The sequence below is a fragment of the Amorphus coralli DSM 19760 genome (assembly GCF_000374525.1).
GTDB classification, from domain to species: domain Bacteria; phylum Pseudomonadota; class Alphaproteobacteria; order Rhizobiales; family Amorphaceae; genus Amorphus; species Amorphus coralli.
Map to the genome: position 1 here is coordinate 544,093 of NZ_KB894571.1, position 23,795 is coordinate 567,887.

General features: G+C 69.5%; 23 protein-coding genes. 10 read left to right on the forward strand and 13 right to left on the reverse strand.

The window, feature by feature from the left end:
- Positions 1-138 precede the first annotated feature (138 nt).
- A complete protein-coding gene (locus C507_RS0106670) occupies positions 139-942 on the forward strand; it encodes a DUF1194 domain-containing protein (RefSeq protein WP_018698896.1) in 804 nt (267 codons plus the stop codon).
- An 88-nt stretch (positions 943-1,030) separates the two neighbouring features.
- Here the strand turns inward: C507_RS0106670 and C507_RS0106675 are convergent, their stop codons facing one another.
- Complete coding sequence (locus C507_RS0106675) at positions 1,031-1,957, reverse strand: DMT family transporter (RefSeq protein WP_018698897.1); 927 nt, start codon at positions 1,955-1,957, stop codon at positions 1,031-1,033.
- A 69-nt stretch (positions 1,958-2,026) separates the two neighbouring features.
- Between C507_RS0106675 and C507_RS0106680 the strand changes: the two genes are divergently transcribed.
- The gene (locus C507_RS0106680; protein WP_018698898.1) at positions 2,027-2,938 is read left to right on the forward strand and encodes a LysR family transcriptional regulator; all 912 of its coding nucleotides are present in this window, start codon (positions 2,027-2,029) and stop codon (positions 2,936-2,938) included.
- A gap of 37 nt (positions 2,939-2,975) precedes the next feature.
- On the opposite strand, the gene C507_RS0106685 is transcribed toward C507_RS0106680, so the two are convergent.
- The 3 genes from C507_RS0106685 to C507_RS0106695 form a co-directional block, all read right to left on the reverse strand.
- The gene (locus tag C507_RS0106685) at positions 2,976-3,452 is read right to left on the reverse strand and encodes a GFA family protein (RefSeq protein WP_018698899.1); all 477 of its coding nucleotides are present in this window, start codon (positions 3,450-3,452) and stop codon (positions 2,976-2,978) included.
- A gap of 14 nt (positions 3,453-3,466) precedes the next feature.
- The gene (locus C507_RS0106690; RefSeq protein WP_018698900.1) at positions 3,467-3,874 is read right to left on the reverse strand and encodes a hypothetical protein; all 408 of its coding nucleotides are present in this window, start codon (positions 3,872-3,874) and stop codon (positions 3,467-3,469) included.
- A 93-nt stretch (positions 3,875-3,967) separates the two neighbouring features.
- Positions 3,968-4,972, reverse strand: coding sequence for a GlxA family transcriptional regulator (locus C507_RS0106695; RefSeq protein ID WP_018698901.1), 1,005 nt, complete (start codon positions 4,970-4,972; stop codon positions 3,968-3,970).
- Positions 4,973-5,251: 279 nt separating this feature from the next.
- Here C507_RS0106695 and C507_RS0106700 point away from each other — a divergent pair, with 279 nt between their 5' ends.
- Positions 5,252-6,925, forward strand: coding sequence for a formate--tetrahydrofolate ligase (locus C507_RS0106700; RefSeq protein ID WP_018698902.1), 1,674 nt, complete (start codon positions 5,252-5,254; stop codon positions 6,923-6,925).
- A gap of 26 nt (positions 6,926-6,951) precedes the next feature.
- Here C507_RS0106700 and C507_RS0106705 read toward each other — a convergent pair whose 3' ends face one another.
- Positions 6,952-7,398 (reverse strand): hypothetical protein, encoded by a 447-nt coding sequence (locus C507_RS0106705; protein ID WP_018698903.1) that lies wholly within the window; start codon positions 7,396-7,398, stop codon positions 6,952-6,954.
- An 82-nt stretch (positions 7,399-7,480) separates the two neighbouring features.
- Between C507_RS0106705 and C507_RS0106710 the strand changes: the two genes are divergently transcribed.
- Positions 7,481-7,918: a MarR family winged helix-turn-helix transcriptional regulator gene (locus C507_RS0106710; RefSeq protein ID WP_018698904.1), complete on the forward strand. Its 438-nt coding sequence runs from the start codon at positions 7,481-7,483 to the stop codon at positions 7,916-7,918.
- Positions 7,919-7,942: 24 nt separating this feature from the next.
- Here C507_RS0106710 and C507_RS0106715 read toward each other — a convergent pair whose 3' ends face one another.
- Positions 7,943-8,836: an EamA family transporter gene (locus C507_RS0106715; RefSeq protein ID WP_018698905.1), complete on the reverse strand. Its 894-nt coding sequence runs from the start codon at positions 8,834-8,836 to the stop codon at positions 7,943-7,945.
- 89 nt (positions 8,837-8,925) lie between these two features.
- Between C507_RS0106715 and C507_RS0106720 the strand changes: the two genes are divergently transcribed.
- The 5 genes from C507_RS0106720 to C507_RS20605 all read left to right on the forward strand — a co-directional run bounded on the left by C507_RS0106720 (position 8,926) and on the right by C507_RS20605 (position 15,050).
- A complete protein-coding gene (locus C507_RS0106720; protein ID WP_018698906.1) occupies positions 8,926-9,408 on the forward strand; it encodes an Lrp/AsnC family transcriptional regulator in 483 nt (160 codons plus the stop codon).
- A 192-nt stretch (positions 9,409-9,600) separates the two neighbouring features.
- Positions 9,601-10,851 carry a sarcosine oxidase subunit beta family protein gene (locus tag C507_RS0106725; protein ID WP_018698907.1) on the forward strand — a complete coding sequence of 417 codons (1,251 nt, stop codon included), beginning with the start codon at positions 9,601-9,603 and terminating at the stop codon, positions 10,849-10,851.
- Between the two features lie 80 nt (positions 10,852-10,931).
- Positions 10,932-11,303, forward strand: coding sequence for a sarcosine oxidase subunit delta (locus C507_RS20600; RefSeq protein ID WP_018698908.1), 372 nt, complete (start codon positions 10,932-10,934; stop codon positions 11,301-11,303).
- Complete coding sequence (locus C507_RS0106735) at positions 11,300-14,416, forward strand: sarcosine oxidase subunit alpha family protein (RefSeq protein WP_018698909.1); 3,117 nt, start codon at positions 11,300-11,302, stop codon at positions 14,414-14,416. Before C507_RS20600 ends, C507_RS0106735 begins: the two co-directional genes overlap by 4 nt.
- A complete protein-coding gene (locus tag C507_RS20605; RefSeq protein WP_018698910.1) occupies positions 14,409-15,050 on the forward strand; it encodes a sarcosine oxidase subunit gamma in 642 nt (213 codons plus the stop codon). The genes C507_RS0106735 and C507_RS20605 overlap by 8 nt, the downstream gene beginning before the upstream one ends.
- 478 nt (positions 15,051-15,528) lie before the next feature.
- Here C507_RS20605 and C507_RS0106745 read toward each other — a convergent pair whose 3' ends face one another.
- The 7 genes from C507_RS0106745 to C507_RS0106775 form a co-directional block, all read right to left on the reverse strand.
- Entirely contained in the window at positions 15,529-17,637 is a 2,109-nt protein-coding gene (locus tag C507_RS0106745) for an ASKHA domain-containing protein (RefSeq protein WP_018698911.1), read from the reverse strand.
- Between the two features lie 18 nt (positions 17,638-17,655).
- Positions 17,656-18,000 carry a hypothetical protein gene (locus tag C507_RS0106750; protein WP_018698912.1) on the reverse strand — a complete coding sequence of 115 codons (345 nt, stop codon included), beginning with the start codon at positions 17,998-18,000 and terminating at the stop codon, positions 17,656-17,658.
- A gap of 109 nt (positions 18,001-18,109) precedes the next feature.
- Complete coding sequence (locus C507_RS0106755; RefSeq protein WP_018698913.1) at positions 18,110-19,054, reverse strand: dihydropteroate synthase; 945 nt, start codon at positions 19,052-19,054, stop codon at positions 18,110-18,112.
- Positions 19,051-19,965, reverse strand: coding sequence for a methylenetetrahydrofolate reductase (locus C507_RS0106760; protein ID WP_018698914.1), 915 nt, complete (start codon positions 19,963-19,965; stop codon positions 19,051-19,053). The genes C507_RS0106755 and C507_RS0106760 overlap by 4 nt, the downstream gene beginning before the upstream one ends.
- Positions 19,958-20,260 carry a virulence factor gene (locus tag C507_RS0106765; protein WP_018698915.1) on the reverse strand — a complete coding sequence of 101 codons (303 nt, stop codon included), beginning with the start codon at positions 20,258-20,260 and terminating at the stop codon, positions 19,958-19,960. The genes C507_RS0106760 and C507_RS0106765 overlap by 8 nt, the downstream gene beginning before the upstream one ends.
- 230 nt (positions 20,261-20,490) lie before the next feature.
- Complete coding sequence (locus C507_RS0106770) at positions 20,491-21,150, reverse strand: DUF1638 domain-containing protein (RefSeq protein WP_018698916.1); 660 nt, start codon at positions 21,148-21,150, stop codon at positions 20,491-20,493.
- A 27-nt stretch (positions 21,151-21,177) separates the two neighbouring features.
- On the reverse strand, positions 21,178-21,882 hold the full coding sequence (locus C507_RS0106775) for a corrinoid protein (protein ID WP_018698917.1): 705 nt from the start codon (positions 21,880-21,882) through the stop codon (positions 21,178-21,180).
- 300 nt (positions 21,883-22,182) lie between these two features.
- On the opposite strand from C507_RS0106775, the gene C507_RS0106780 reads away from it, so the two are divergent.
- Positions 22,183-23,748, forward strand: a complete 1,566-nt coding sequence (locus C507_RS0106780) for a trimethylamine methyltransferase family protein (RefSeq protein WP_156829213.1) — start codon at positions 22,183-22,185, stop codon at positions 23,746-23,748.
- Positions 23,749-23,795 lie beyond the last annotated feature (47 nt).

Sequence of the window (23,795 nt, forward strand, 5' to 3'; positions counted from 1 at the left end):
CCATTCGAGAAGCGCACAATGCGCACACTTTGACCTCGCCAGCCCCCCTGCCCCGCCCTACCCTTATGGGGAGGGAGGAAGCGTGGCCCCGCGTCGGGCCGATGATCCGAAGGGGGTCGGTTCGCAAGGAGGGTGCCCATGCAATGGATCCTTCGGGCCGCGGCAGCTCTGATCGCCGCCCTGCCCGCCCACGCGGCCGCCGCGCCGGTGGACGACGTGGTCGACATCGAGCTGGTGCTGGCCGTGGACGTGTCCTGGTCGATGGACCACGACGAGCAGATCCTCCAGCGCCAGGGCTACGTTGCCGCCTTCCTCCACCCAGACGTCATTTCCGCCATCGAGGGCGGCGACTGGGGGCGCATAGCGGTCACCTACGTGGAGTGGGCCGGCTCCGGCCTGCAGCAGGTCCAGGTCCCGTGGACGCTGGTGGACGGGCGCGAGAGCGCCGAGGCGTTCGCCGCCCGGCTCGCCGCCGCCCCGCTTGCCCGGTTGCGGCGCACCTCCATCTCCAGCGCCCTCGCCTTCTCCGGCACGCTGTTCGAGCGCAACGGCTACGAGGGGTTCCGCCGGGTCATCGACATGTCCGGCGATGGTCCCAACAACATGGGCGCCCCGGTCACCCACGAGCGCGACAAGCTGATCGAGGCGGGCGTAACGGTGAACGGCCTGCCGATCATGATCCGCCGCTCCTCCTATGATCCGTTTTTCCAGATCAGCAATCTCGACGTCTATTACGAGGATTGCGTCATCGGCGGCTTCGGTGCCTTCGTGGTGGTGGTCACCGACCCGGGCGAGTTCGCCGAGGCGATCCGGCGCAAGCTGATCCTGGAGATCGCTGGCGCCCAGCCGAGCGTCGTGCCGACCCAGCTGCTTTCGCGCGAGCCGCGCATCGACTGCCTGATCGGCGAGAAGCTCTGGCAGCGCTGGCGCGGCGGGCCCTGAGCGAAACCAGGAAAAGCGGACACCCGCTTTCCGTCCGGCTCCGCGAAAGAGAAAGCAATCGCAGGAAAAGTGCTTTTGCGGTTTTCGCTCACCGAAGTCGCGAGAGGCAGCTCATGATGATCCCGCCGGCTGCGATCATGGCAATGCCCAGGGCTTCACGCGGGGTGGGCATCTCGGCGAACAGCAGCGCACCCCAGAGCGCAGCGAAGGGAAGATAGGCGGTGTCGAAGACCCCGACGACCGGCGTCGGCGCCCGCCGGTAGGCAAAGGCGACCGCCGTCGCGATGATCGCCAGTAAGCCACCGAGAACGATGGCCAGCCCCCAGTCCGTGGCGTCGAGCGCCGGCCAGACGGCCACCACGAACCCCTCCCCGGCGGCCGGACCGGCAATCGCCAGCCCGACGATGCCCAGAGCCGCCACGGCGCACAGACAGAGATTGAGCGTGAAGGCCATCGCGCCCGCCGTCTCTTCCCGGCAGCGGCTCCAGGTGATGATTCCGGACAGCGCGTAGAAACCGGCGGCGGCCAGTGGCAGCAGCAGAACCGGCGTCAGGGTTTCGGGCGACGGCGCCACCGCCACGACGACGCCCGCCAGCGACAGGCCGATCGCCGTCCAGCCGGCTCCACCGATGGACGCACCCAGAAGAAAGCGCGCCATCAGCGCCATCCAGACCGGTGAGGTGTAGTAGCAGGCCGCTGCCAGCGCGAAGGACATGGAGGGAAGCGCCGCGTAATAGCTGAGCCACATGGCTGCAAGGCACAGGCTGCGCGCCCACACCCATCCGGTCTTCACAGGCGCGAGAGCGGACCGCCCATGTGCGGCGAGCAGCCAGGTCGCCAGGAAAAACCCAGCCACCGCCGAGCGCACCAGAATCAGTTGCGCCAGTCCGAACCGATCGCCACTCAGCTTGACCAGGCTGTCGCCCAACGAAAGCAGGAAGACCGCCACAAGGATCGCGGCGATGCCTTGCTCGCGCGCTCCAACCGCTGGCCTGTTTCCAAACACCCATTCCATGGACACTGGAAAGCATCGGAAAGGGCGCGCATAAAATGACTACCGAACCCAAATCCATGAGAAAATGGAATGGATAGCCGATCCCTTCCGCCTCTCTCCCGCCTGCCGGCCTTCGAGGCAGCCGCACGCCACGAGAGCTTTACCGCGGCCGCCGACGAGCTGGGACTCACCCAGACTGCCATCACCAAGCAGATCGCCGCGTTGGAAGCGGACCTCGGCGTCGCTCTGTTCGAGCGGCGCAACCGGTCGGTGTTCCTGACCGATGCGGGCCGCGCCTTCGGGCGCGTCGTGGGCACGGCGCTCGCGGACATCTCTGCGGAGACCGCGCGACTGCGCGGTGAACCGGCGGCCGGCGGCCTGATCCTGCACTGCCAGCTCTGCGAGGCCTTCTACTGGCTGATGCCGCGCCTCTCGCGCTTTCACGAGCAGCATCCGGGTATCGAGGTCCGGGTGGTCAGCGCCCTCGCTCCGCTGACCGCTGCCGCCGATCCCTTCGACGTGGCGCTGCAGACCACCGGTCGCCCCTCCGGCTCGGCGCGTCTGGCGTTCACCGCCCCGGACGAGATCTTTCCCGTGGCCGCGCCCGGCATGGTTCCGGCCGAGGCCCTGCCCCTGCCGGTAGAGGCGTTGGTGCGCTACCCGCTCCTGTCGCACCAGGTCCTGCCGCAGGACTGGATGGACTGGCCCGATTGGTTCGCCGCGGTCGGGTGCGGCGGCCCAGGCAGAGGTCGCGTCAAGGGGTTCGACAGCTTCCCGCTGGTCCTTCAGGCAGCCATCGCCGGACACGGCATCGCGCTTGGCTGGCGCAAGACCGTGGATGGGCTGATTGCCGACGGCAAGCTGGAGCGGGTCTGCGCCGAGGCCGTCTTCCGGCCGACCGAGATTTCGGTCTTCCGCGGCAGCCGCAGGGGACACCACGCGGAAACCGATGCCCTGCTCGCCTGGCTGCAAACCGAACTGACGACGCTCCACCCCGAATGATGGATCCGGGCCACCGGCCAGGCTCATCGCCAGCCTGCTAGGGCACCCCGCCGTTCGCCTGCAGATGGTCGGCGAAGGCCTGGATCAGGCCCGGCAATTCCTCCATGGAGGGAAAGCCCTCATAGCTGTGGCTGGCCGGCGTCTGAGCCCACGGCAGCCGCTCGGACGTCATCGTCTCCATGAACGGCGTGCACCAGGCGGGATCGTCGAACAGGGCGGGCCGCACGTTGACGAACGCCTCCACGCCGTCGATGCGCGTGAACATCCAGGACTTGCAGTGCGAACAGCAGAAATGGGCGAGCCCGTTGCCCTGAACGCCGGCGGGAACCGGGTCTCCCTCCAGCACCTTGAAGGCGTCCGCGGGCACCATCGCGGTCAGCGAGAAGGCGCTGGCGCTCATCTTCTGGCAGCCGCGACAGTGGCACGCCGCCGTCATCAGCGGCGGCGCGCTCATCTCAAAGCGCGTGCGGCCGCACCGGCACGTGCCGACGACGGCCTCAAAGGCGTCTCTCATCCCAGCGTCCAGCCTCAGTTCCAGACCGGTTCGCAGATGACCCTGTCGCCGCCGCTCCTGTAGCAGTTCTGCTTCGGCTTCTGCGCCGCCTGGGCGACCGGGGCGCTGTCGCAGGAGACCCGGCGCAGCGTGTAGTGCGCGGCCTCGACCACCTCGCGCGTCTCGATGTAGACCGCCGGCTCGGACACCAGCGTCCACTGCTCTTGCGCGCCGACCTTCGTAACCACCCACGTCTTCTTCGCCGGCCGGACGAGTTGTCCCTCCGTGTTGACCCGCACCTTGGCCGGCACGAACGTCTTCACGTAGCACTTGCGCTCCGCGGGATTGCTGTCGTCCACGTAGAACTGCCGCGCCTCGGCTGCCGTGGAAGCCAGCCCCGCCGCCAGGATCGCGGCCCCCGCCGCACGCCAAACGCCCGTCATCACTCGCCCTCCGCCCCTGTCCGCCCCGCGGACAAACATGGTTAAGGACATCTTAACGGGATCGCTGAGGCAAAGGCGAGTCGTCCCGGCCGCCTATTCGGCCGCCGCCATCTGCGCCGCGTCGCGCTCCATCCGGGCTGCCAGCGGCGACATGCCGTACATTTCCCGGAAGCACTTGGAGAAGTGGGAGGCGGAGACGAAGCCGCAGGCGATCGCCACATCGACGATGGCCATGTTGGACTGCAGGAGCAGGTGCCGGGCCCGATCGAGGCGGATCTCCAGGTAGTAGCGCGCCGGCGACATGCCGAGCCCGGTCCGGAACAGCCGCTCGATCTGCCGGCGCGACAGGCCGACATAGCCGGCGATGTCCACCAGCGAGAGCGGATCGTCGATGTTGGCTTCCATCAGCTCGATGATGAACAGCAGCTTGGTGTTGTGGACGCCGAGACGCGCTCGTAGCGGCAGCCGCTGCCGGTCGTGCGGATTGCGCACCCGGTCGGCCAGGCACTGCTCGCAGATCCGGTTCACGACGCTCTCGCCGTGGTCCTCGTTGATCAGCGAGAACATCATGTCCAGCGCCGCGGTGCCGCCGGCGCAGGTGTAGATCCCTTGATCCACCTCGAACAGGTCGGCAAAAACGTTCGCCTCGGGAAACTTCTCGGAGAAGGACGGCAGGCTCTCCCAGTGGATGGCGCAGCGCTTGCCGTCGAGCAGTCCGGCGTCGGCCAGCACCCAGGCCGCGGTGCACAGGCCGCCGATCTTGACCCCGGCAGTGTGGAGCTGGCGCAGCCACGGCCGCACGTGCCGCGTGTCGAGAACCTCCACGCCGATGCCGGTACACACCAGCACCAGATCCGGCCTGTCGGGGCCGGTGAACCGGCGCTCCTCCGCCAGCGAGCCGTTCACCGCGATGGTGCAGCCATTGCTCGCGGTTTCCGGCGCGCCGCTCTCCGACGCGATGCGCCACTTGTAGTAGGGCTTGCCCAGATGGCGATTGGCCAGCCGCAGGGGCTCGATCGCGGTGGCGAACGCGATCATCGAGAAGTTCGGCAGGAGAAGGAAGACGATCGTCCGTGACTGACGCGACTGGTGGGTCATCTACGCCGCCGTTCCGCCGTTGAACGCCGCCCCCTGCCGGACATCCAAGAGCTCATCTGTAATCGGTCGAGACTAGTCGCCCGCCCTGATTCCCGCAATCTCGGATTAGAGGCAGTCTGTGCCTATCAGATGGCCGATCCGGTGCGAATCTGCGGCACTGGCGCCGCCAACGCGGGCGGTATGCTTCCCTCGCCCGATCGCGCCCGGGGTTGTGGTTGCCGTTCGCCTCCGCCTAGAAATGCGTTCGCCTTGCTCTTCACTCATGCTCCCAGGGACCCGATGACGCCGAAATCAGACCTCGAGATCGCCCGGGCCGCCACGCTGAAGCCGATCGCCGAGATCGCGGCGAAGCTCGACGTTCCCTACGAGAACCTGGTCCCGTTCGGTCACGACAAGGCGAAGATCTCGCTCGACTACATCGCCTCGCTGTCCGACCGGCCGGACGGCAAGCTGATTCTGGTCACCGCGATCAGCCCGACGCCCGCCGGCGAGGGCAAGACGACCACCACCGTGGGTCTGGGCGACGGTCTCAACCGGATCGGCAAGCGCGCCGCCATCTGCCTGCGCGAGCCCTCGCTCGGCCCCTGCTTCGGCATGAAGGGGGGTGCCGCCGGCGGCGGCTATGCCCAGGTCGTGCCGATGGAGGACATCAACCTCCACTTCACCGGCGACCTGCACGCCATCACCACCGCCCACAACCTGCTTTCCGCCATGGTGGACAACCACCTCTACTGGGGCAACGCGCTCGACATCGATCCGCGCCGGGTGGTCTGGAAGCGCGCCATGGACATGAACGACCGGGCGCTGCGGCAGATCGTGGCCGGGCTCGGCGCCTCCAACGGCTTCACCCGGGAGACCGGCTTCGACATCACCGTCGCCTCCGAGGTGATGGCGATCTTCTGCCTGGCCAGCGACCTCGCCGACCTGGAGCGCCGGCTGGGCGCCATCGTCGTCGCCTACCGCACCGACGGCACCGCCGTCACCGCGCGCGACCTGAAGGCCGACGGCGCCATGACGGTGCTGCTGCGCCAGGCGTTCGCCCCCAACCTGGTGCAGACGGTGGAGAACAACCCCGCCTTCGTGCACGGCGGGCCGTTCGCCAACATCGCCCACGGCTGCAACTCCATGATCGCCACCAAGACGGCGCTGAAGCTCGCCGACTACGTGGTGACGGAGGCCGGCTTCGGCGCCGATCTCGGGGCGGAAAAATTCTTCGACATCAAGTGCCGCAAGGGCGACCTGAAGCCGTCCGCGGCCGTCGTCGTTGCCACCATCCGCGCCCTGAAGATGCACGGCGGCGTAGACCGGACCAGTCTCGCCCAGGAGAATGCCGACGCCGTCACCCGCGGCGCGGCCAACCTCGCCCGCCACGTGGAGAACGTGAAGGGCTACGGCGTGCCGGTCGTGGTCGCCGTCAACCGCTTCCTCTCCGACACCGACGCCGAGATCGCCGCCGTGAAGGCCGCCTGCGCGGCGATGGGCGCCGACGCCGTCCTCTGCGAGCACTGGGCAAAGGGCTCCGAAGGCACCGAGGCGCTCGCCCGCAAGGTCGTCGAGCTGGCCGATGGCGGCACCGCCGACTTCGCGCCCATCTATCCGGACGCCATGCCGCTCTGGGAGAAGATCCGCACCGTCTCCAAGACGATCTACCACGCCCGCGACGCGGCGGCGGAGAAGCGGATCCTCGCCCAGCTCGCCGCGTGGGAGGACGCCGGCTACGGCGACCTGCCGGTGTGCATGGCCAAGACCCAGTACTCCTTCTCCACCGACCCGGCGGCGCGCGGCGCACCGGAGGGCTTCACCATTCCGGTGCGCGAGGTGCGGCTGTCCGCCGGCGCAGGCTTCGTGGTGGCGCTCACCGGCGAGATCATGACCATGCCCGGCCTGCCCCGGCATCCGGCGGCGGAGAAGATCGGCCTCTCCGACGAGGGCTGGATCGAGGGGCTGTTCTAGCCCTCCGGCTTGCCCATCCCCGTTCCTCACGCCGGGCGGCGCCTGCGACCGCGCGAAAGCCGCAGGCCGTCGCGCAGGCTGAGACCGAGGAGCGCAATGTTGACGCCTCCCGCGACCAATTCCAGCGCCTGGACGGCATAGAAGACCGTGTCCAGCTCGCCCGCCTGCGCCCGGGCCGCCAGGAACAGCGCCGACGGCACCAGCACGAGAATGCCGTTTGCGGCAATGATCGGCATGCGCCGGCGTTTCGCCGCGACGAGCGGCCCGCGATGTCCCCGGCCGAGCCGCATTCCGGACAGTCCCGCGATGGCCAGCGTCGGGATCAGCACCAGGAAGCCGAAGGGAATGGCGCCCTTCACCGCGGCAATGGCCGCCGGGCCGCCGAACAGCTCCACTCCGACGCTCGCGGTCCAGAAACCCGTGATCATCGCCAGCGCCAGTCCGCCCGCGATCGGGTGAACGATCCGGATCATGGTGGATATCCTTTCATGGTGAAGTTGAATAGCAAGCTATATATAATTGCATAGTTTGCTATTCAAGTGCTATCCACGAACCATGGTCGACTGGAAGGATCGCTCGGCGGGCTATCTCGTGAACCAGGTGGCGCGCATCTTCGAGCGCGGCCTGTCGGCGCGCATCCGCCCGCTCGGCCTCACCACCGGCGCCTTCCCGGCGCTGCTGGAGCTCTGGGAGCGCGAGGGCCTCACCCAGAAGCAGCTGGTGGAACGCCTCGACATCGAGCAGGCGACCATGGCCAACACGCTTTCCCGGATGGAGCGTGACGGCCTCATCCGGCGCGAGAAGGATCCTTCCGACGGGCGCGTGCAGCGCGTCTACCTGACCGACACGTCCCGTGCCCTGCGTGACGCGGCCATCGCGGCGGCCGAGGCGGAGAACGCCGACCGGCTCGGCGGCCTCACCGCGGCCGAGCGCGACCGCTTCGTGACACTCCTCAACAAGGTGATCGCCCACTCCCGCCGCACCAGCGCCTGAGCCCGTCCGTCCCGCGCGGTGGCGTCAGCCACCCGTTCGCGCCGGCCGATGGACCGCCACCCCGGCCATCACCAGCGCAATGCCGGCCAGGTCGCGCATCGACGGGATCTGCGCCAGCACCAGCGCCGCAACCACCGTCGCCACGGCCGGCAGTAGCGCCAGCATCAGTGCGAAGCTCGCCCGTGGCAGCCGCGCCATGGCGAACTGGTCGCAGACATAGGGCACCACCGACGACGACACGCCGACGCCGAAGCCGGCCAGCACCAGCATCGGCTCCGACAGAACCGCCATCGCCTGCACCACGCCCACCGGCATCAGCGCGACCAGAGCGATCGCCATGGCGCAGCCGAGGCGTTCAATGCCCGCCCCCGCGCCGCTCTCCGCCGCCCGGTGGCCGAGCACCACGTAGCCGACGAACAGCGCGGCGTTGAGGGCCGACCAGGCCAGTCCGACCAGGTCTCCGGCCAGTTTCACGTCGATGAGCAGCACGACCCCGGCCACCGTCGCCGCCAGCGCAAGGACGTTGCGCCGGGTTCGCATCCCGTAAAGCGCCAGCCCCACCGTTCCGACGAACTCCATCGCCGCCACCAGGCTCATCGGCAGCCGCTCCAGCGCCAGGTAGAAGGACGTGTTCATCACCGCCAGGCAGAGCCCCAGCCCGACAAGCAGCAGCCGCATGCGCGAATCGGCGGTGCGGAATGTCCGCCACGGCCGGGTGAGCGGCGCGAAGACCAGGGCGGCCGAGGCGATCCGGAACCAGGCCACGCCCAGCACCCCCACCGACGGGAACAGGAGCACGGCGAAGGACGGCCCGAGATAATGAAAGACCGCGCTGGTGGCGAACCAGGCGTGCGGCGGCACGGACCGGGTGACGGCATCGAGGCGCGAGGATGGCGGAGCGGGATCGGCATGTGTCATGCCTTCATTGTGGCAAGCGCGCGCCTTTGGTCTATGGTCGTTTATGGCCTGATCGGCCGAAACTGCCACTGTTTCAAAGGCCAGACACCATGAAACGCCTTCGCTTCGAAAACGGGCCCGTCGATGGCGTCGATCTGCGCCTCCTCGCGCTCCTGGTGGACAACGCCCGCATCACCACGGCAAGCCTCGCCCGGGAGGTGGGACTGTCCGCCCCAAGCGTCGGCGAGCGGTTGCGACGGCTGGAAGAGGCCGGCATCGTCACTGGCTATTCGGCCACCCTCGACCCGGCGGCGCTGGGCCTGCCCATTTCGGCCTGGCTGAGGGTGCGGCCGCTGCCGGGCGAGCTGGTCCGCGTCGCCGGCATCATCCAGGCCTGCGAGAGCGTCGTTCAGTGCGACCGGATCACGGGCGAGGACTGCTTCATCGCCAAGGTCTGCGTGCCCTCCATCGCCGACCTGGAGGCGCTCATCGACACGCTGATCCCCTACTCCACCACCAACACGTCGATCATCCAGTCGTCGCCGGTGCCGCCGCGTCCACCCGCCCTGCCCGACACAACGCGCGACGGGTGACGTCGGGGCACCCCCCGCCTTGATCCGATGCGACATCGTGCGGCGCTGTTGGGACGGCGACGCAGCGCCCCCTGCGCGATACTCTGCCGTGACCCATGGACGACCGGGCGGATCTGAGCACGTGTTTCGACGCGTTTCCGGACGGCGAACCGGTCCCCACTTCGCCTGGAAACGCTCTAGGGGCTGCGGACGATGAAGCGCTACTCCCTCCTCCGTCTGGTCCGCGAGGGCCTGGCCGGTCACACCGGCTGGGATCCGGCCTGGCGCAAGGCGACGCTCAAGGACCGCTACGACGCCGTCATCATCGGCGGCGGCGGCCACGGCCTGGCGACCGCCTACTATCTCGCATCGGTCCACGGCATGACCGACATCGCGGTCATCGAGAAGGGCTGGATCGGCGGCGGCAATGCCGGGCGCAACACCACCATCATCCGCTCCAACTATCTCAACGACGAATCCGCCGCGATCTACGACCACGCCCTGAGCCTTTGGAAGACGCTCGGCCGCGAGCTGAACTTCAACATCATGATGAGCCACCGCGGCGTGCTCAACCTCGCCCACGACGAGCACGAGGCCCGCCAGGTCAAGCGCCGCGTCGAGGCCAACCGGCTGAACGGCGTCGAGGCGGAGTGGCTGGACGCGCGCCAGGTCGCCGAGTTCTGCCCCGTCATCAACATGTCGCCCAGCGCCCGCTACCCGGTGATCGGTGCCAGCCTGCAGCGCTCCGGCGGCGTCAACCGCCATGACGCCGTGGTCTGGGGGTTCGCGCGCGCCGCCAGCGATCTCGGCGTCGACATCGTCGAGCAGACGGAAGTCACCGACATCCGGGTGGAGGCCGGCGCCGTTACCGCGGTGGAGACCTCGCGCGGCACGGTCCGCACCCCGAAAGTCGCCTCCGTCGTTGCCGGCCATTCCTCGGTCATTGCCGGCATGGTGGGCGTGCGCCTGCCGATCCAGAGCCACCCGCTGCAAGCGCTGGTCTCCGAGCCAATCAAGCCGGTGCTCGACTGCGTGGTGATGTCCAACGCCGTCCACGCCTACTGCAGCCAGTCCGACAAAGGCGAGCTGGTCATCGGGGCCGGCATCGACCACCACAACTCCTACACCCAGCGCGGCCAGATCGGCATGATCGAGCACCAGCTCGGGGCCATCAAGGAGGTCTTCCCGATCTTCTCCCGGCTCCGCATGCTGCGCCAGTGGGGCGGCATCGTCGACGTCTGCCCGGACGCCAGCCCGATCATCACGGCGACGCCGGTGAAGGGCTTCTTCCTCAACGGCGGCTGGGGCACCGGCGGCTGGAAGGCGACGCCCGGCTCCGGCCACGCCTTCGCCGATCTCGTGGCCAACGGCGAACCGAACCGGATCGCCGCCCCCTTCGCCCTCGACCGCTTCGTCTCCGGCGCCCTCGTCGCCGAGCACGGCGCGGCCGCCGTGGCGCACTAGAGCGGGGTGAGGAAAAGTGGATACCGGTTTTCCGCCCGCACCCCGCTCCACTGAGAGCTGATCCAGGAGAGGCGCCGGCAATGTTCCTCATTCCCTGCCCCTATTGCGGCACCCGCGACCAGTCCGAGTTCGCCTATGGCGGCCAGGCCCACGTGGCCCGACCGGAGGACCCGGCCTCCCTCTCCGATGCCGAGTGGGCCGAGTTCGTGTTCTTCCGCGACAATCCGAAGGGCCTGTTCGCCGAGCGCTGGAACCACGCGTCCGGCTGCCGGCGCTGGTTCAACGTGCTGCGCTCCACTGCCTCCGACCGCATCTACGCCGCCTACGAGATCGGCACGCCGCCGCCGGCCATCGAGGGTGACGGCCCGGCGACACCCTCCGGCGAAGTCGTCGGCTCCGGCAACGACGCGGTCAAGCTGGTCAAGACGGCAGACGAAGGGACCCGGCCATGACCCTGTCCGACAGCGCGCCCGAGGACCGGTCCCTCGCCTTCCGCACCGATGGCTCCGCCCATGAACCCGGCGACCGGACGGCCCTGCGCGCGGCATCGCGCCAGCCCTACCGGCGCGCATCCGGCGGCCGCATCGACCGCTCGAAACCCGTCCACTTCACCTTCGACGGCAAGCCCGTCTCCGGCTATGCCGGCGACACGGTGGCCTCCGCACTCATCGCCAACGGCGTCCATTTCGTCGCCCGCGGCTTCAAGTATCACCGCCCGCGCGGCATCCTGACCGCCGGCTCCGACGATCCCGCCGGCCTCGTCCAGGTGGGCTCCCACGATGCTCTGACCGACCCCAACACCCGCGCCACCGAACAGGAGATCTATCCGGGCCTGGAGGTGTTCAGCCAGAACGCCTGGCCGTCCCTGGCCTTCGATGTCGGGGTCCTCAACGACGTCTTTCACCGCTTCCTGCCGTCCGGCTTCTACTACAAGACCTTCATGGGCCCTCCGGGTTCCTGGATGGGGTTCGAGAAGATCATCCGCGCCGCGGCCGGCCTCGGCCGCGCACCGAAGGCGCCCGATCCGGACCGCTACGAACACGTCAACCATCATTGCGAGGTCCTGGTGGTGGGCGGTGGCCCCGCCGGACTGTCCGCGGCCCTTGCCGCCGCGCGCACCGGCGCCCGCGTGGTTCTTTGCGAGGAGACCGCCGAGCTCGGCGGCTGGCTTCTCTCCGCCGACCCGGCCACCCGCATCGATGGCCTGTCGCCGGCCGAATGGATCGCGGCCGCGGAAGCGGACCTGCGCGCCTTTGATGACGTGCACATCCTCACCCGCACCTGCGCCTACGGCTACTATGCCGAGAACCAGGTGAACCTCTGGGAAAAGCTCTCAGACCACCAGTTGCCCGCCGACCGCGACCCCGCCCTGCCGCGCCAGCGCAACTGGCGCGTCCGGGCGCGCGAGGTGGTGCTGGCGACCGGCGCGCTGGAGCGGCCTTTGCTGTTTCCCGGCAACGACCGGCCGGGCATCGTCACCGCCTCCGCGGCGCTCACCTTCGCCGAGCGCTACGGCGTGCTCGTCGGCCACCGCATCGCGGTCGCCACCAACAACGACGCCGGCTACGACGCCGCCTGCCGGCTCAAGGCGGCGGGTGCCGACATCGTCTCCGTCATCGACCAGCGCGAGGCGGCCGGTATCGGCGCAGCCGAACGGGCCAGCGCCGCCGGCATTTCGGTGCGTCACGGCGCCGCCATCGTGTCCACGTCCGGGCGCAAGCGGATTGCCCGGATCACCGTCCGTGCGCTCGGGGCCGATGGCGGCCCCACCGGCAGCCCCGAGACGCTCGCCTGCGATGCGCTGGCCGTTGCCGGCGGCTACTCGCCCAACGTCGCGCTGTTTTCCCAGTCGCGCGGCCAGTTGCGCTACGACGAGGCCATCGGCGCCTTCGTGCCGGGCCATTCGGTCCAGCGCGAGCGGTCCGCCGGCGCCTCCGCAGGCACCTTCGACCTTGGCGCGTGTCTCGCCGAAGGAGCGAAGGCCGGCCTCGAGGCGGCATTGGCCGCGGGCTTTGCCGGCGAGGCAGGGTCCGCCCCTTCCGTCGAAGACAGCGCCCTGTTGGCCGGCCGGCTCGATCCGCGCGTGGTGCTGCCTGCCGCCCGGGCCGGTCGCACCTTCATTGACGTCCAGAACGACGTGACGGTGAAGGACCTGCGGCTTGCCGTGCAGGAGGGCTATTCCTCCGTCGAGCACGCCAAGCGCTACACCACCACCGGCATGGGCACCGACCAGGGCAAGACGGTCAACATCAACGCCTTCGCCGTGCTTGCCGACAAACAGGCGCTGAAGCTTCCCGCGGTCGGCACCACCACCTTCCGCCAGCCCTACAAGCCGGTCACCTTCGGCGTCATGGCCGGCGCCCACACCGGCGCCCACTTCCAGCCGCGCCGCACCACGCCGATGCACGACTGGCAGGTCGCCAACGGCGCCATCTTCGAGACCTCGGGCGACTGGCTGCGCGCCTGGACCTATCCCCGCCCCGGCGAGACGCCGGAGGAGGCCGTCCAGCGGGAGACCCGCGCCGCCCGCGAGGCGATCGGCATGCTCGATGCGTCGACGCTTGGCAAGATCGACATCCAGGGCGCCGACGCCCGCACCTTCCTCAACCGCGTCTACACCAACGCCTGGTCGAAACTCGCCCCCGGCCGCTGCCGCTACGGGCTGATGCTCAACGAGGACGGCATGGTCATGGACGACGGCGTGACCACCTGCATCGCCGACGACCATTTCCACATGACCACCACCACCGGCGGGGCGGCCAGCGTGCTGGCCTGGCTGGAGGACTATCTGCAGACCGAATGGCCCGATCTCGACGTGCGGCTCACCACCGTCACCGAGCAGTGGGCGGTCGCCTCGCTGTCCGGCCCGAAGACGCCGGAGCTGATGGCCGCGCTCCTCGACGATCTCGATCCGGACCCGGAGAGCTTCCCGTTCATGGCGTGGAAGCCGGCCCATATCGACGGCGTGCCGGTGCGCGTCTTCCGCATTTCCTTCACCGGCGGCGTTTCCTACGAGATCAACGTGGCGGCGAGCTACAGCGCGTGGCTGTGGGAGAAGATCATGGCGGCCGGCGCGCCGTTCGGCATCACGCCCTACGGCACCGAGGCCATGCATCTGCTGCGCGCCGAGGCGGGCTTCATCATCGTCGGCCAGGACACCGACGGCACCATGACCCCGATCGACCTGCGCATGGACAAGATGGTCTCCCAGGCCAAGGGCGACTTCATCGGCAAGCGCTCCCTGTCGCGGCCCGACACCGCCCGCACCGATCGCCGCCAGCTGGTCGGCCTGCTGACGGACGATCCGGCCACCGTGCTGGTCGAAGGCGCCCACGTCATCGCGACCGCCGAGGAGCCGGCGCCGCCGGTGCCGATGCTCGGCCACGTCACCTCCAGCTACTTCTCGCCGACGCTCGGCCGCTCCATCGCCCTGGCCGTGGTCAAGGGCGGCGGCGGGCGCATGGACGAAACGCTGCACGTGACCCGGCCCGGCGGCGGCACGCCGATCCCGGTCACCGTCACCGAAGTCGACTTCCTCTCCCTGAAGGACGCCGGCCATGCTTGATCCGCGCCGCCGCTCGCCGCTCGCCCATCGCATGCCGATCCGCGCCGCCAGCGGCGCCGTCAGCCTCGCCGAGTGGCCGTTCCTGTCCAAGCTGATCGTGCGCTGTCAGGCCGGCCGCGATGCCACCGCCGTGGAGGCCGTCACCGGTGTCGCCCTGCCAACCACCGCCTGCACCAGCGCCACCGCCGGCGAACGCTCGCTCCTCTGGCTCGGGCCCGACGAGTGGATGCTCGTCGCCCCGGACGGCGAGGCGGCGGCGCTCGAAACCGACCTTCGAGCCGCCCTCACCGGCCCGCACACCCAGGTGGTGGACGTCTCCGACTACTACACGGTCATCACGCTCACCGGCGCGCGCGGCCGCGACGTGCTGGCCCGGCTCGTCACCATCGACCTGCATCCGCGCCATTTCGCAAAAGGCCGGGTCGTCGGCACGCTGGCCGGTGCGGTGAACCTGCTCGTGTGGCTGCGCGACGAGAGCGACGCGGCCGGCCCGGTCTTCGACGTCATCGTCCGCGCTTCGATGGCGGACCATGTCTGGTGCCTCATGGCGGAAGCGGGCCGCGCCTTCGGCTGCCCGGCCCAGGAGCCGCGCGGCGGCGAACGCCTGCGCGGCGCGCTGGAGGACGTGGCCTAGTCTCCGCTCGCGCGAGTTCGCTTCGCTCACCGCTGCGCGGGCGCGGCCTGGTCTTCTGAGTCGCAAAGCCGGACGGCGAACCGGTTCCCACTTCGCCTGGCTTTGCTCGGCGGCGGACAGTCGTCCGCTGGTGGGCGCGATGCGGTGAGGTCTGCTCCCGTATCTCCCCAATCTCCGCTCACCCCCGCGCAGGCGGGGGTCCATAGGGCCTGTCGGCAGGTGCATGCGGAATGATGGGTTACTCCGGGATCCACCCCAATCGCAGCAAACCAAACTCGGCCGCGCCGGACTGCACCCACCAGCGCGCGACCGCGCGCCGGCGCCCCTGCGCCGCCCACCCGGAGCCGGTGAGCGAAGCGAACTCGGCGCGAGGGGATTCCTTTAGATCGCAAAGCCGGACGGCGAACCGGTTCCCACTTCGCCTGGCTTTGCTGTGCCGGTGAGCGGAGCGAACTCGGCGCGAGGGGATAATGCCCCCCTACTCCGCCGCCTCGTCCGAAGGCGCGGCCTTCCGCGCCCCGCGCCGCGAGCGCGGCCGGCCGCTGGCCCTCGCATCGGCGCCTTCGTCACCGGTCGTCTCGCCCCGCGCCGTGGTGCGTGGCAAAGGCAGCGGCACGGAGGCGGACAGGTTCGGGAACCGGTCGACCTTGTTGGGCAGCGCCATGGCCGAGACGAAATGGCCCTGGAAGGCCGGCTCCAGCGCCGTCTCCACCTTCTCGATGCGGCCGACCAGATCCTCGATCTCGGCCCGGTGCGTCTTGTTGAGCAGCACCATGCGCGCGCCAGTGCCGGCCGCGTTGCCCACCGCCGACACCTGCTCCAGCGGACAATCCGGGATCAGGCCGATGACCATGGCGTATTTCGGATCGATGTAGGAGCCGAACGCGCCAGCCAGCCGGATCCGGTCGACGGCCTCCACCTCGAGCCGCGTCATCAGCAGCTTGATGCCGGCATAGAGCGCCGCCTTGGCGAGCTGGATCGCCCGCACGTCGCCCTGGGTCACCCGCAAATCCACAAGACCCGCATGCAGCACGTAGGCGAAGGTCCGCTCCGAGGGCACGATCCGATCCGACTGCGCCACGAGCCGCCCGTCGATCACCCCGTCCTCGGTGAGGATGCCGGCCAGGAACATCTCGCCGATGGCCTCGACGATGCCGGAGCCGCAGACGCCGGTGATGCCGACGCCCGCCACCGCCTCCTCGAAGCCCTCCTCGTCCGACCAGAGATCGCAGCCGATCACCTTGAATTTCGGCTCGAGCGTCGCCGGATCGATGCGCACCCGTTCGATGGCGCCGGGAGCCGCGCGCTGGCCGGAGCTGATCTCGGCCCCCTCGAAGGCGGGCCCGGTCGGCGACGAGCAGGCGATCACCCGTTCGCCCCGGCCGAGCACGATCTCCGCGTTGGTGCCGATGTCGACCAGCAGCGTCACCGCCTCCGCCGCCGCCCCGTCGCCCGGCGGCACCCGGCCCGGCCCCTCGGCCAGCGTCGCGGCGGCAGCGTCGGCGCCCACGTGGCCGGCCACCAGCGGCGGGACGTAGACCCGCGCGCACGGATTGATGGCAAGCCCCAGGTCGCGGGCGCTCGCGGACACGCTGCCCGACACCGCCATGGCGAACGGCGCGCCGCCGAGCTCGGTCGGGTCGATCCCCAGGAACAGGTGATGCATGATCGGGTTGCCGACGAACACCGCCTCGACGATCTCGTCGGCCGCGATGCCCGCTTCCGCCGCCACCTTCTCGATCAGGACGCCGACGGCGCCGCGCACCGCCTCGGTTAGCTTCTCCACCGCATCGGGATTCATCAGGATGTAGGACACCCGCGACATCAGGTCCTCGCCGAAGCGGACCTGCGGGTTCGAGGTGCCGGCCGAGGCAACCGTCCGCCCGCTGCCCAGATCGCAGAGATGAGCGGCGATGGTGGTGGAGCCGATATCGACGGCGAGCCCGAAGAGCCGCGCCTTCTCCCCCGGCCACAGGCCGATCACCGTATGGCTGTCACCAGCGGAATGGATCGCCGCCGTCACCCGCCAGTGGCCGGCGCGCAGCGTCTTCTGGACCTGCGCCAGCAGCGGCATGTCGATGGAAAGCCCGACCATCTGCTCCGCCCCGACCAGCGCGTCGATGAGCCGGTCGGCGTCGCCGCGCGGCGTCTCCATCGAGGGCTCCTCGACGGTGACCGTCACCAGGTGGGTGGAGGGATCGACTGCGATGGGCCGGCCCTCGGCGCGCTTGCGCACCAGCGCCCGGTGGCTCGCCACATCCTGGGGCACGTCGACGACGAGATCGCCCATCACCTTCGCCGAGCACGACAGCCTGCGATCCGCGGGGAGCGAGCGCAGACGCCGGTAGCGCGCCTCGGTCTCGGAAAACGGTGTCAGGTTGTCCACCGAGGACACGATCTGGTGCTTGGAGAAGGCGCCCTCCTCCACCGACACCTGGCAACGGCCGCACAGGCCGCGGCCGCCGCAGACCGATTCCACGTAGACGCCGAGGGAGCGTGCCGCGTCCAGAAGCGGCGTTCCGAGGGGAAAGCGGCCGCGCCGGCCCGACGGCTGGAACACGACGAGCGCGTCGCTTCTCTCATCCATCAGCAGCTCCCTCGAACGTCATCTCTTCGGCTTCGACAGCCGGCGCGTGTTGCCGCGCACCCGCTTGGCGTAGGGCGCAGCCGCCCCTGCGGAAATCCGGTTCATCTTGGCCATGGTCATCGAAGGCGATCCGCCTGCCGCCATCTCCCAGAAGGCGGCGATGCCCTGGCGCGCCACCTCGGTCTGCACGGCGACGGCCGCCTCGGCGGTGGCCGCGATCTTCTCCTGAACCATCCGGCCGATCTCGACGCTGTCCTGCGGCTTGCCGGCGGCCAGCGCCAGGCCCATCGCCTGGCAGCGCATGGCGATCACCATCGGGGCTTCGAACCAGAGACTGAAGGCATCGCGTTGCATGCGGGTCATCGGTCGCGTCCTGTATTGGATGAGGGTCTGGTCCGCGCGCCGCGCGCACGAACCGCGTCCTCAACCCTGTCGCCCCGTGTCGGTTCCGGCCGGCGCGGGACGAAACGCTTCAGGCGCTCGCCCGCGCCCGCCGCCGGTTCTCGCGGCGCTGGCGCGGCGCCTCGCCCCCTTCCGGCGTGGCCAGGCCGCCGGTGGCCGGGCGCGCCTCGGCCTCCGGCCGGTTGGCGGTCAGCCAGCCGCGGCAATCCGGATCGAAGCCGAGCAGCGCGTTCGCCGCGCGGATGGCGTTCATGTCCTCCGCGTGCAGCGGGTTCATGATCGCCGAGGTCATCCCTGCGACCGCGGCCATCGACAGGAAGTGGCCGTTCATCACCCGCCGGTTCGGCAGGCCGAAGGAGATGTTGGACGCGCCGCAGGTGGTGTTGACGCCGAGTTCCTCGCGCAGCCGCCGCACCAGCCGGAAGACCTGCCGGCCGGCGTCGTTGACCGCGCCGATGGGCATCACCAGCGGGTCGACCACCACGTCCTCGCGGGAAATTCCGTGATCGGCGGCGCGCTCGACGATCTTCTTCGCCACCTCGAAACGCACGTCCGGGTCCGGCGAGATGCCGCTCTCGTCATTGGAGATGGCGACCACCGCCGCGCCGTGACGGCGCACAAGCGGCAGCACCCGTTCCAGCGACTCGTCCTCGCCGGTCACCGAGTTGACCAGCGGCTTGCCCTCGTAGGCCCCGAGCCCGGCTTCCAGCGCGTCGATGATGGAGGAATCGATCGACAGCGGCGTGTCGACAAGCGACTGCACCAGCTTCACGCACTCCGCCAGGATGCGCGGCTCGTCGGCCAGCGGAATGCCGGCGTTGACGTCGAGCACCGTCGCACCGGCCGCCACCTGGGCCAGCGCATCGGAAACGACCATGGAATAGTCGCCCTGGCTCATCGCCTCCGACAGCTTCTTGCGCCCGGTCGGGTTGATGCGCTCGCCGATCACGCAGAACGGCTCGTCGAAGCCGATCGCGACCTCGCGGGTGGCGGACGAAAGAACGGTACGGCTCATAGTCCGGCCTCCGCGGCGATGGTTTCGGTCTCGACTTCGGATTCGGCGGCTGCGGCGGCAAACCACGTGCCGCGTTCCGTCAGCCATTCGGCCGTGCGGCGCAGTCCGCCGAACGGATAGACGTGCACCTGGGCAATGGCGGATCTCGGCTCTTCGGCGAGATGCGCCTCGATCGGGCCGAGCACGCCCTCGGGGCTGTACGAGGTCGCCAGCACGGCGAGGCTCGACCCCTTGGAGCGCAGGAACGACATCGACGCGCCGACGCCGCAGAGTGCCGCGTACTTCACCAGCGTGGTGATCTTCGCCGGCCCGGCGAGCCCCACGTGGATCGGCAGCTGGTTGCCGGAGCGCGCCAGGCGCCGCGACCAGGCGATCACCAGCCGCGGATCGAAGGAGAACTGGGTGACGATCCGCACGTCGGTGCCGGTCTTCGCAGCGAAATTGTTCTTCCAGGCGAGCGCCTTGCGGATTTCATCCTCGGAAATGTCGGGGCTGCCCTCCGGATGACCCGCCACGGCCAGCGAGGTGAAGCCATGCCCGCCGAACAGGCCGGTGGCCAGCGCATCCATCGAGGACGCGAACGGGCCGGCCGGCCTCGGCACGCCACCGGCGATGACCAGGGCATTGGTGGCGCCACCGTCCAGCGCCAGGCGGTGCAGCCGGCTGGCCAGCTCCTCGCGGCTTTCGATCCGCCGCACCGGGATGTGCGGCACCGGAACGTAGCCGGCGCGGCTCAACCTGCGCGCCGCCTCGACCTGGGCGGCCGCCGGCGCGGTTCCCGTATCGGTCAGGTAGACCCGGGTTCCAGCGGGAAACAGCCGGTCGAGATCGGCCAGTTCCAGCACCTGCTTTGGGGAGGCCTCGATGGAGGCGGCGGCGGTCGGCAGGGCAATCCGGACAGGGTCAGCCATGATCGTATCCCCGGGTCTCAATGAGGGCCGTCAGCCGCTCGATCGGATAGGCCGCGTTGAGAAGATCGGAAGCGGCATCGGCTTCGGCGTCGAGATCGTCGCCGCAAGGCTCGGGCTCGCCGCGTCGCCAGTCGGCCAGGTAGGGGTCTTCGCCGGTCGCTTCGCTCGCCATCGCGCAGCGGTCGATGGCGACCGCGAACCGATCGGGAAGGAGGCGCTTGGCCTGCCGCCGTCCCGACTTGACGATGACCTGTGCGGGGATGTCCCGCCAGAAGACGACGACCCGATCTGCCATGGCCCGCTCCTATCCTCTGTCTTGAACGATGCGCGCGATCCGGGGCGCGGGATGCCGCGCTTGCGACGCCGCGAAACTGGTTTGCGACACCAAACGACGCGGAGCTGTCGCAAGGCTGTCGAATGCCCGGAAAGGCTGACAGATGAAGCGGTTGCCGCAGGCGCACACGCGCCGGTCCGGCCCGGCTCATGGCGCGGGCAGCGGTCGGCGATCCGATTCGGAGGGCGTCTTCAGAGGGCGGCGACGAAGTCGGCGAGCGCGCCGTAGCCCGTGGCGCGTCGCTCGTAGGCGAGGCCCAGCCGGTCGGCGGCGGCGCGCGCCCGTTCATCGAGGACCGCATCCTCGGTCTGGGCCAGATACACGACGCGGTCGTAGTGGCCGAAATAGAGGTCACGCAGCTCCGGATGACGATCGAGGCCGAGCGGCCGGATCACCAGCGTCTCGAACTGGCGCACCAGGAAGTCGGTGAGGAAGAACGCCGTCATGTCGGCGTCCTCGGTGGGCTGCGGCCCGGCGAAGCCCTCCATGAACATGGCGTAGCAGTGCGGTCCGGCGATGCGTTCCGCCCCCTCCTCCTCCAGCACCCGGTCGAGCAGGCCGCCGGTGCCGCAGTCGCCATAGGCGACGACGACGTGGGCGGTGCCGCCGGCACGCGCCTTGCGGATCGCGCCGCGCACTGCCTCGGGGATGCGATCAGGGTGGTTGTGCAGCGTCGCGGGCAGGCAGGCGAGGCGGAGATGGTCGAGCCGGTTCGCCGCCTTCACCGCGAGGATTTCCCGGGCAAGCGCGCCGCAGGCCACCACCGTCACGCCGGCGGCATCCGTCTGCGCGGGCTCCGGCGCGAAGCCGTCCGGGCCGTCGATAACATCGGGTTCGAGCAGATCGAGCATGGCCCCGACCCCCTCTTTCCGGTCGTCTCAGACCGCCGCGGCGCGGACGTTGTGGCGGCGCGCCATCATGTCCTTCGCCATTTCCACGGCAATGGCCGCGTCGCGGCAGTAGCCGTCCGCCCCCACCGCCATGCCGAACTCCTCGTTGAGCGGGGCGCCGCCGACCAGCACCAGGTAGTCGTCGCGGATGCCCTTTTCCTTCATCGTGTCGATGACGACTTTCATGTAGGGCATCGTGGTGGTGAGCAGCGCCGACATGCCGAGGATGTCCGGCTTGTGCTCCTCGAGCGCCGCCAGATAGTTCTCCACCGGGTTGTTGATGCCGATGTCGATGACCTCGAACCCGGCGCCCTCGAGCATCATGCCGACGAGGTTCTTGCCGATGTCGTGGATGTCGCCCTTCACGGTGCCGATGACGATCTTGCCGACCTTCGGCGCGTTGGTCTCGGCCAGCCGCGGGCGCAGGATCGTCATGCCCGCCTTCATGGCATTGGCCGACAGGAGCACCTCGGGCACGAACAGGATGCCGTCGCGGAAATCGATGCCGACGATGCGCATGCCCTCGACGAGCGCCTCCGTCAGCACCCTGTAGGGCTGCCAGCCGCGCTCCAGAAGGATCCGGACGCCTTCCTCGATCTCCTCCTTCATGCCGTCATAGAGATCGGCATGCATCTGCTCGACGAGCTCCTCGTCGGAGAGGGCGGCCAGGTCCAGTTCGTCGTCGTCCGCCATGGCAAAAGCTCCTCATCCCGCCAGGACCACGCATCGACCGTCCGGAAGCACCGGATCACGGACCCAGAATTAGCACCCGGCAAGCCCGCCCCCCGGTTCGAAAAGCGACACCGCGCCCCGGCGAATGCGACGCGGCGACGCCCGCCAGACACGGCCGAGCCGGCGATGAAGCCCGCGGCTGTTCCGTTGGCGTCGGAACGATGACGCAACGGAACACGCCCACCGCCCCCGCCGGGCTCATTCTGGCATTCGCCCGAACCGGATTTCGGCTGCGCACCAGGGGAGCTGGCCATGAACGAGATGATCGACGACACCCGGGCCGCGGACGGCGGCACCACCCCCACGCGTCGTCGCGGCGGCGGCGGTTCGGCCGCGCGCCGGGCCGGGCGAAGCTCCGGCACCGAGCAGCTCGGCTACATCACCCGCAGGCTGCCGGTGTTCGAGGTTCTCGACGAGGAGGCCCTGTCCCTCATCGAGACCAACGCCGACACGCTCCTGGAAGAGGTCGGCATCGAGTTCCGTGACGATCCCGAGGCGCTCGCCATGTGGACGGATGCCGGCGCCGACGTCCAGGGCGAGCGGGTCCGCTTCCCCCGCGGCCTCTGCCGGGCGCTGCTTGCCACCGCGCCGGCGCGCTTCACCCAGCACGCCCGCAACCCGGCGCGCTCGGTGGAGATCGGCGGCCCGTCGACGGTGTTCGCGCCGGTCTACGGCCCGCCCTTCGTGCGCGATCTCGACGGCGGCCGGCGCTACGCCACGCTCGCCGACTTCGAGAATTTCGTGAAGCTGGCCTACATGGCGCCGGCGCTGCACCATTCCGGCGGCACCGTGTGCGAGCCGGTGGACGTGCCGGTGAACAAGCGCCACCTCGACATGGTCTATTCCCACATCCGCTGGTCCGACAAACCCTTCATGGGGTCGGTGACCGATCCCTCGCGGGCCGCCGATTCAGTGGAGATGGCGAAACTCGTCTTCGGCGCGGAATTCGTCGACGCCAACTGCGTTCTCATCAACCTGATCAACGCCAACTCGCCGATGGTCTTCGACGCGACGATGGTCGGCGCGCTCAAGGTCTACGCCCGGGCCAACCAGGCCTGCGTGGTGTCGCCCTTCATCCTGGCCGGCGCCATGTCGCCGGTGACCGTCGCCGGCACCCTGACCCAGGTGCTTGCCGAGGCGATGGCCGGCATGGCCTTCGCCCAGCTCTGCCGGCCGGGCGCGCCGGTGGTGTTCGGCACCTTCGCCTCGTCCATCTCCATGCAGTCGGGCGCCCCCACCTTCGGCACGCCGGAACCGGCGCTGGTGCTCTACGGCGCGGCACAGCTCGCCCGGCGCCTCGGGGTACCGTTCCGCTCCGGCGGATCGCTGGCGGGGTCGAAAGTCGCGGATGCGCAGGCCGCCTACGAGAGCGCCAACACGCTGCTGCCCACCGTCATGGCCGGCACCAACTTCGTCCTCCACTCCGCCGGCTGGCTGGAGGGCGGCCTCGTTGCCGGCTACGAGAAGTTCGTGCTCGACTGCGACCAGCTGGCCATGATGCAGCGCTTTCTGGGCGGCGTGGACATGTCGGAGAACGGTCAGGCGATGGACGCCATCCGCGAGGTCGGGCCCGGCAGCCACTATCTCGGCTGCGACCACACCCAGGCGAACTTCAAGACCGCGTTCTATCGCTCGCCGCTGGCTGACAACAACTCGTTCGAGCAATGGGAGGCCGATGGCAGCCTCACCGCCGACCAGCGCGCCAACACGCTCTGGAAGAAGTGGCTGGCGGACTACGAGGCCCCGGCCATCGATCCCGGCGTCGACGAGGCCGTGAAGGCGTTCGTCGCCCGGCGCAAGGACGAGATGCCGGACGCCTTCGTGTGAACCGGCGCGGCAAAACCGCGGGCAGGCCTGGCCCTGAGTGGCCGGAC

Coding starts and splice junctions, on each gene's coding strand:
- C507_RS0106670 (WP_018698896.1), top strand. CDS start 139: ATGCAATGGATCCTTCGGGCCGCGGCAGCTCTGATCGCCGCCCTGCCC.
- C507_RS0106675 (WP_018698897.1), bottom strand. CDS start 1,957: ATGGAATGGGTGTTTGGAAACAGGCCAGCGGTTGGAGCGCGCGAGCAA.
- C507_RS0106680 (WP_018698898.1), top strand. CDS start 2,027: ATGGATAGCCGATCCCTTCCGCCTCTCTCCCGCCTGCCGGCCTTCGAG.
- C507_RS0106685 (WP_018698899.1), bottom strand. CDS start 3,452: ATGAGAGACGCCTTTGAGGCCGTCGTCGGCACGTGCCGGTGCGGCCGC.
- C507_RS0106690 (WP_018698900.1), bottom strand. CDS start 3,874: ATGACGGGCGTTTGGCGTGCGGCGGGGGCCGCGATCCTGGCGGCGGGG.
- C507_RS0106695 (WP_018698901.1), bottom strand. CDS start 4,972: ATGACCCACCAGTCGCGTCAGTCACGGACGATCGTCTTCCTTCTCCTG.
- C507_RS0106700 (WP_018698902.1), top strand. CDS start 5,252: ATGACGCCGAAATCAGACCTCGAGATCGCCCGGGCCGCCACGCTGAAG.
- C507_RS0106705 (WP_018698903.1), bottom strand. CDS start 7,398: ATGATCCGGATCGTTCACCCGATCGCGGGCGGACTGGCGCTGGCGATG.
- C507_RS0106710 (WP_018698904.1), top strand. CDS start 7,481: ATGGTCGACTGGAAGGATCGCTCGGCGGGCTATCTCGTGAACCAGGTG.
- C507_RS0106715 (WP_018698905.1), bottom strand. CDS start 8,836: ATGACACATGCCGATCCCGCTCCGCCATCCTCGCGCCTCGATGCCGTC.
- C507_RS0106720 (WP_018698906.1), top strand. CDS start 8,926: ATGAAACGCCTTCGCTTCGAAAACGGGCCCGTCGATGGCGTCGATCTG.
- C507_RS0106725 (WP_018698907.1), top strand. CDS start 9,601: ATGAAGCGCTACTCCCTCCTCCGTCTGGTCCGCGAGGGCCTGGCCGGT.
- C507_RS20600 (WP_018698908.1), top strand. CDS start 10,932: ATGTTCCTCATTCCCTGCCCCTATTGCGGCACCCGCGACCAGTCCGAG.
- C507_RS0106735 (WP_018698909.1), top strand. CDS start 11,300: ATGACCCTGTCCGACAGCGCGCCCGAGGACCGGTCCCTCGCCTTCCGC.
- C507_RS20605 (WP_018698910.1), top strand. CDS start 14,409: ATGCTTGATCCGCGCCGCCGCTCGCCGCTCGCCCATCGCATGCCGATC.
- C507_RS0106745 (WP_018698911.1), bottom strand. CDS start 17,637: ATGGATGAGAGAAGCGACGCGCTCGTCGTGTTCCAGCCGTCGGGCCGG.
- C507_RS0106750 (WP_018698912.1), bottom strand. CDS start 18,000: ATGACCCGCATGCAACGCGATGCCTTCAGTCTCTGGTTCGAAGCCCCG.
- C507_RS0106755 (WP_018698913.1), bottom strand. CDS start 19,054: ATGAGCCGTACCGTTCTTTCGTCCGCCACCCGCGAGGTCGCGATCGGC.
- C507_RS0106760 (WP_018698914.1), bottom strand. CDS start 19,965: ATGGCTGACCCTGTCCGGATTGCCCTGCCGACCGCCGCCGCCTCCATC.
- C507_RS0106765 (WP_018698915.1), bottom strand. CDS start 20,260: ATGGCAGATCGGGTCGTCGTCTTCTGGCGGGACATCCCCGCACAGGTC.
- C507_RS0106770 (WP_018698916.1), bottom strand. CDS start 21,150: ATGCTCGATCTGCTCGAACCCGATGTTATCGACGGCCCGGACGGCTTC.
- C507_RS0106775 (WP_018698917.1), bottom strand. CDS start 21,882: ATGGCGGACGACGACGAACTGGACCTGGCCGCCCTCTCCGACGAGGAG.
- C507_RS0106780 (WP_156829213.1), top strand. CDS start 22,183: ATGATCGACGACACCCGGGCCGCGGACGGCGGCACCACCCCCACGCGT.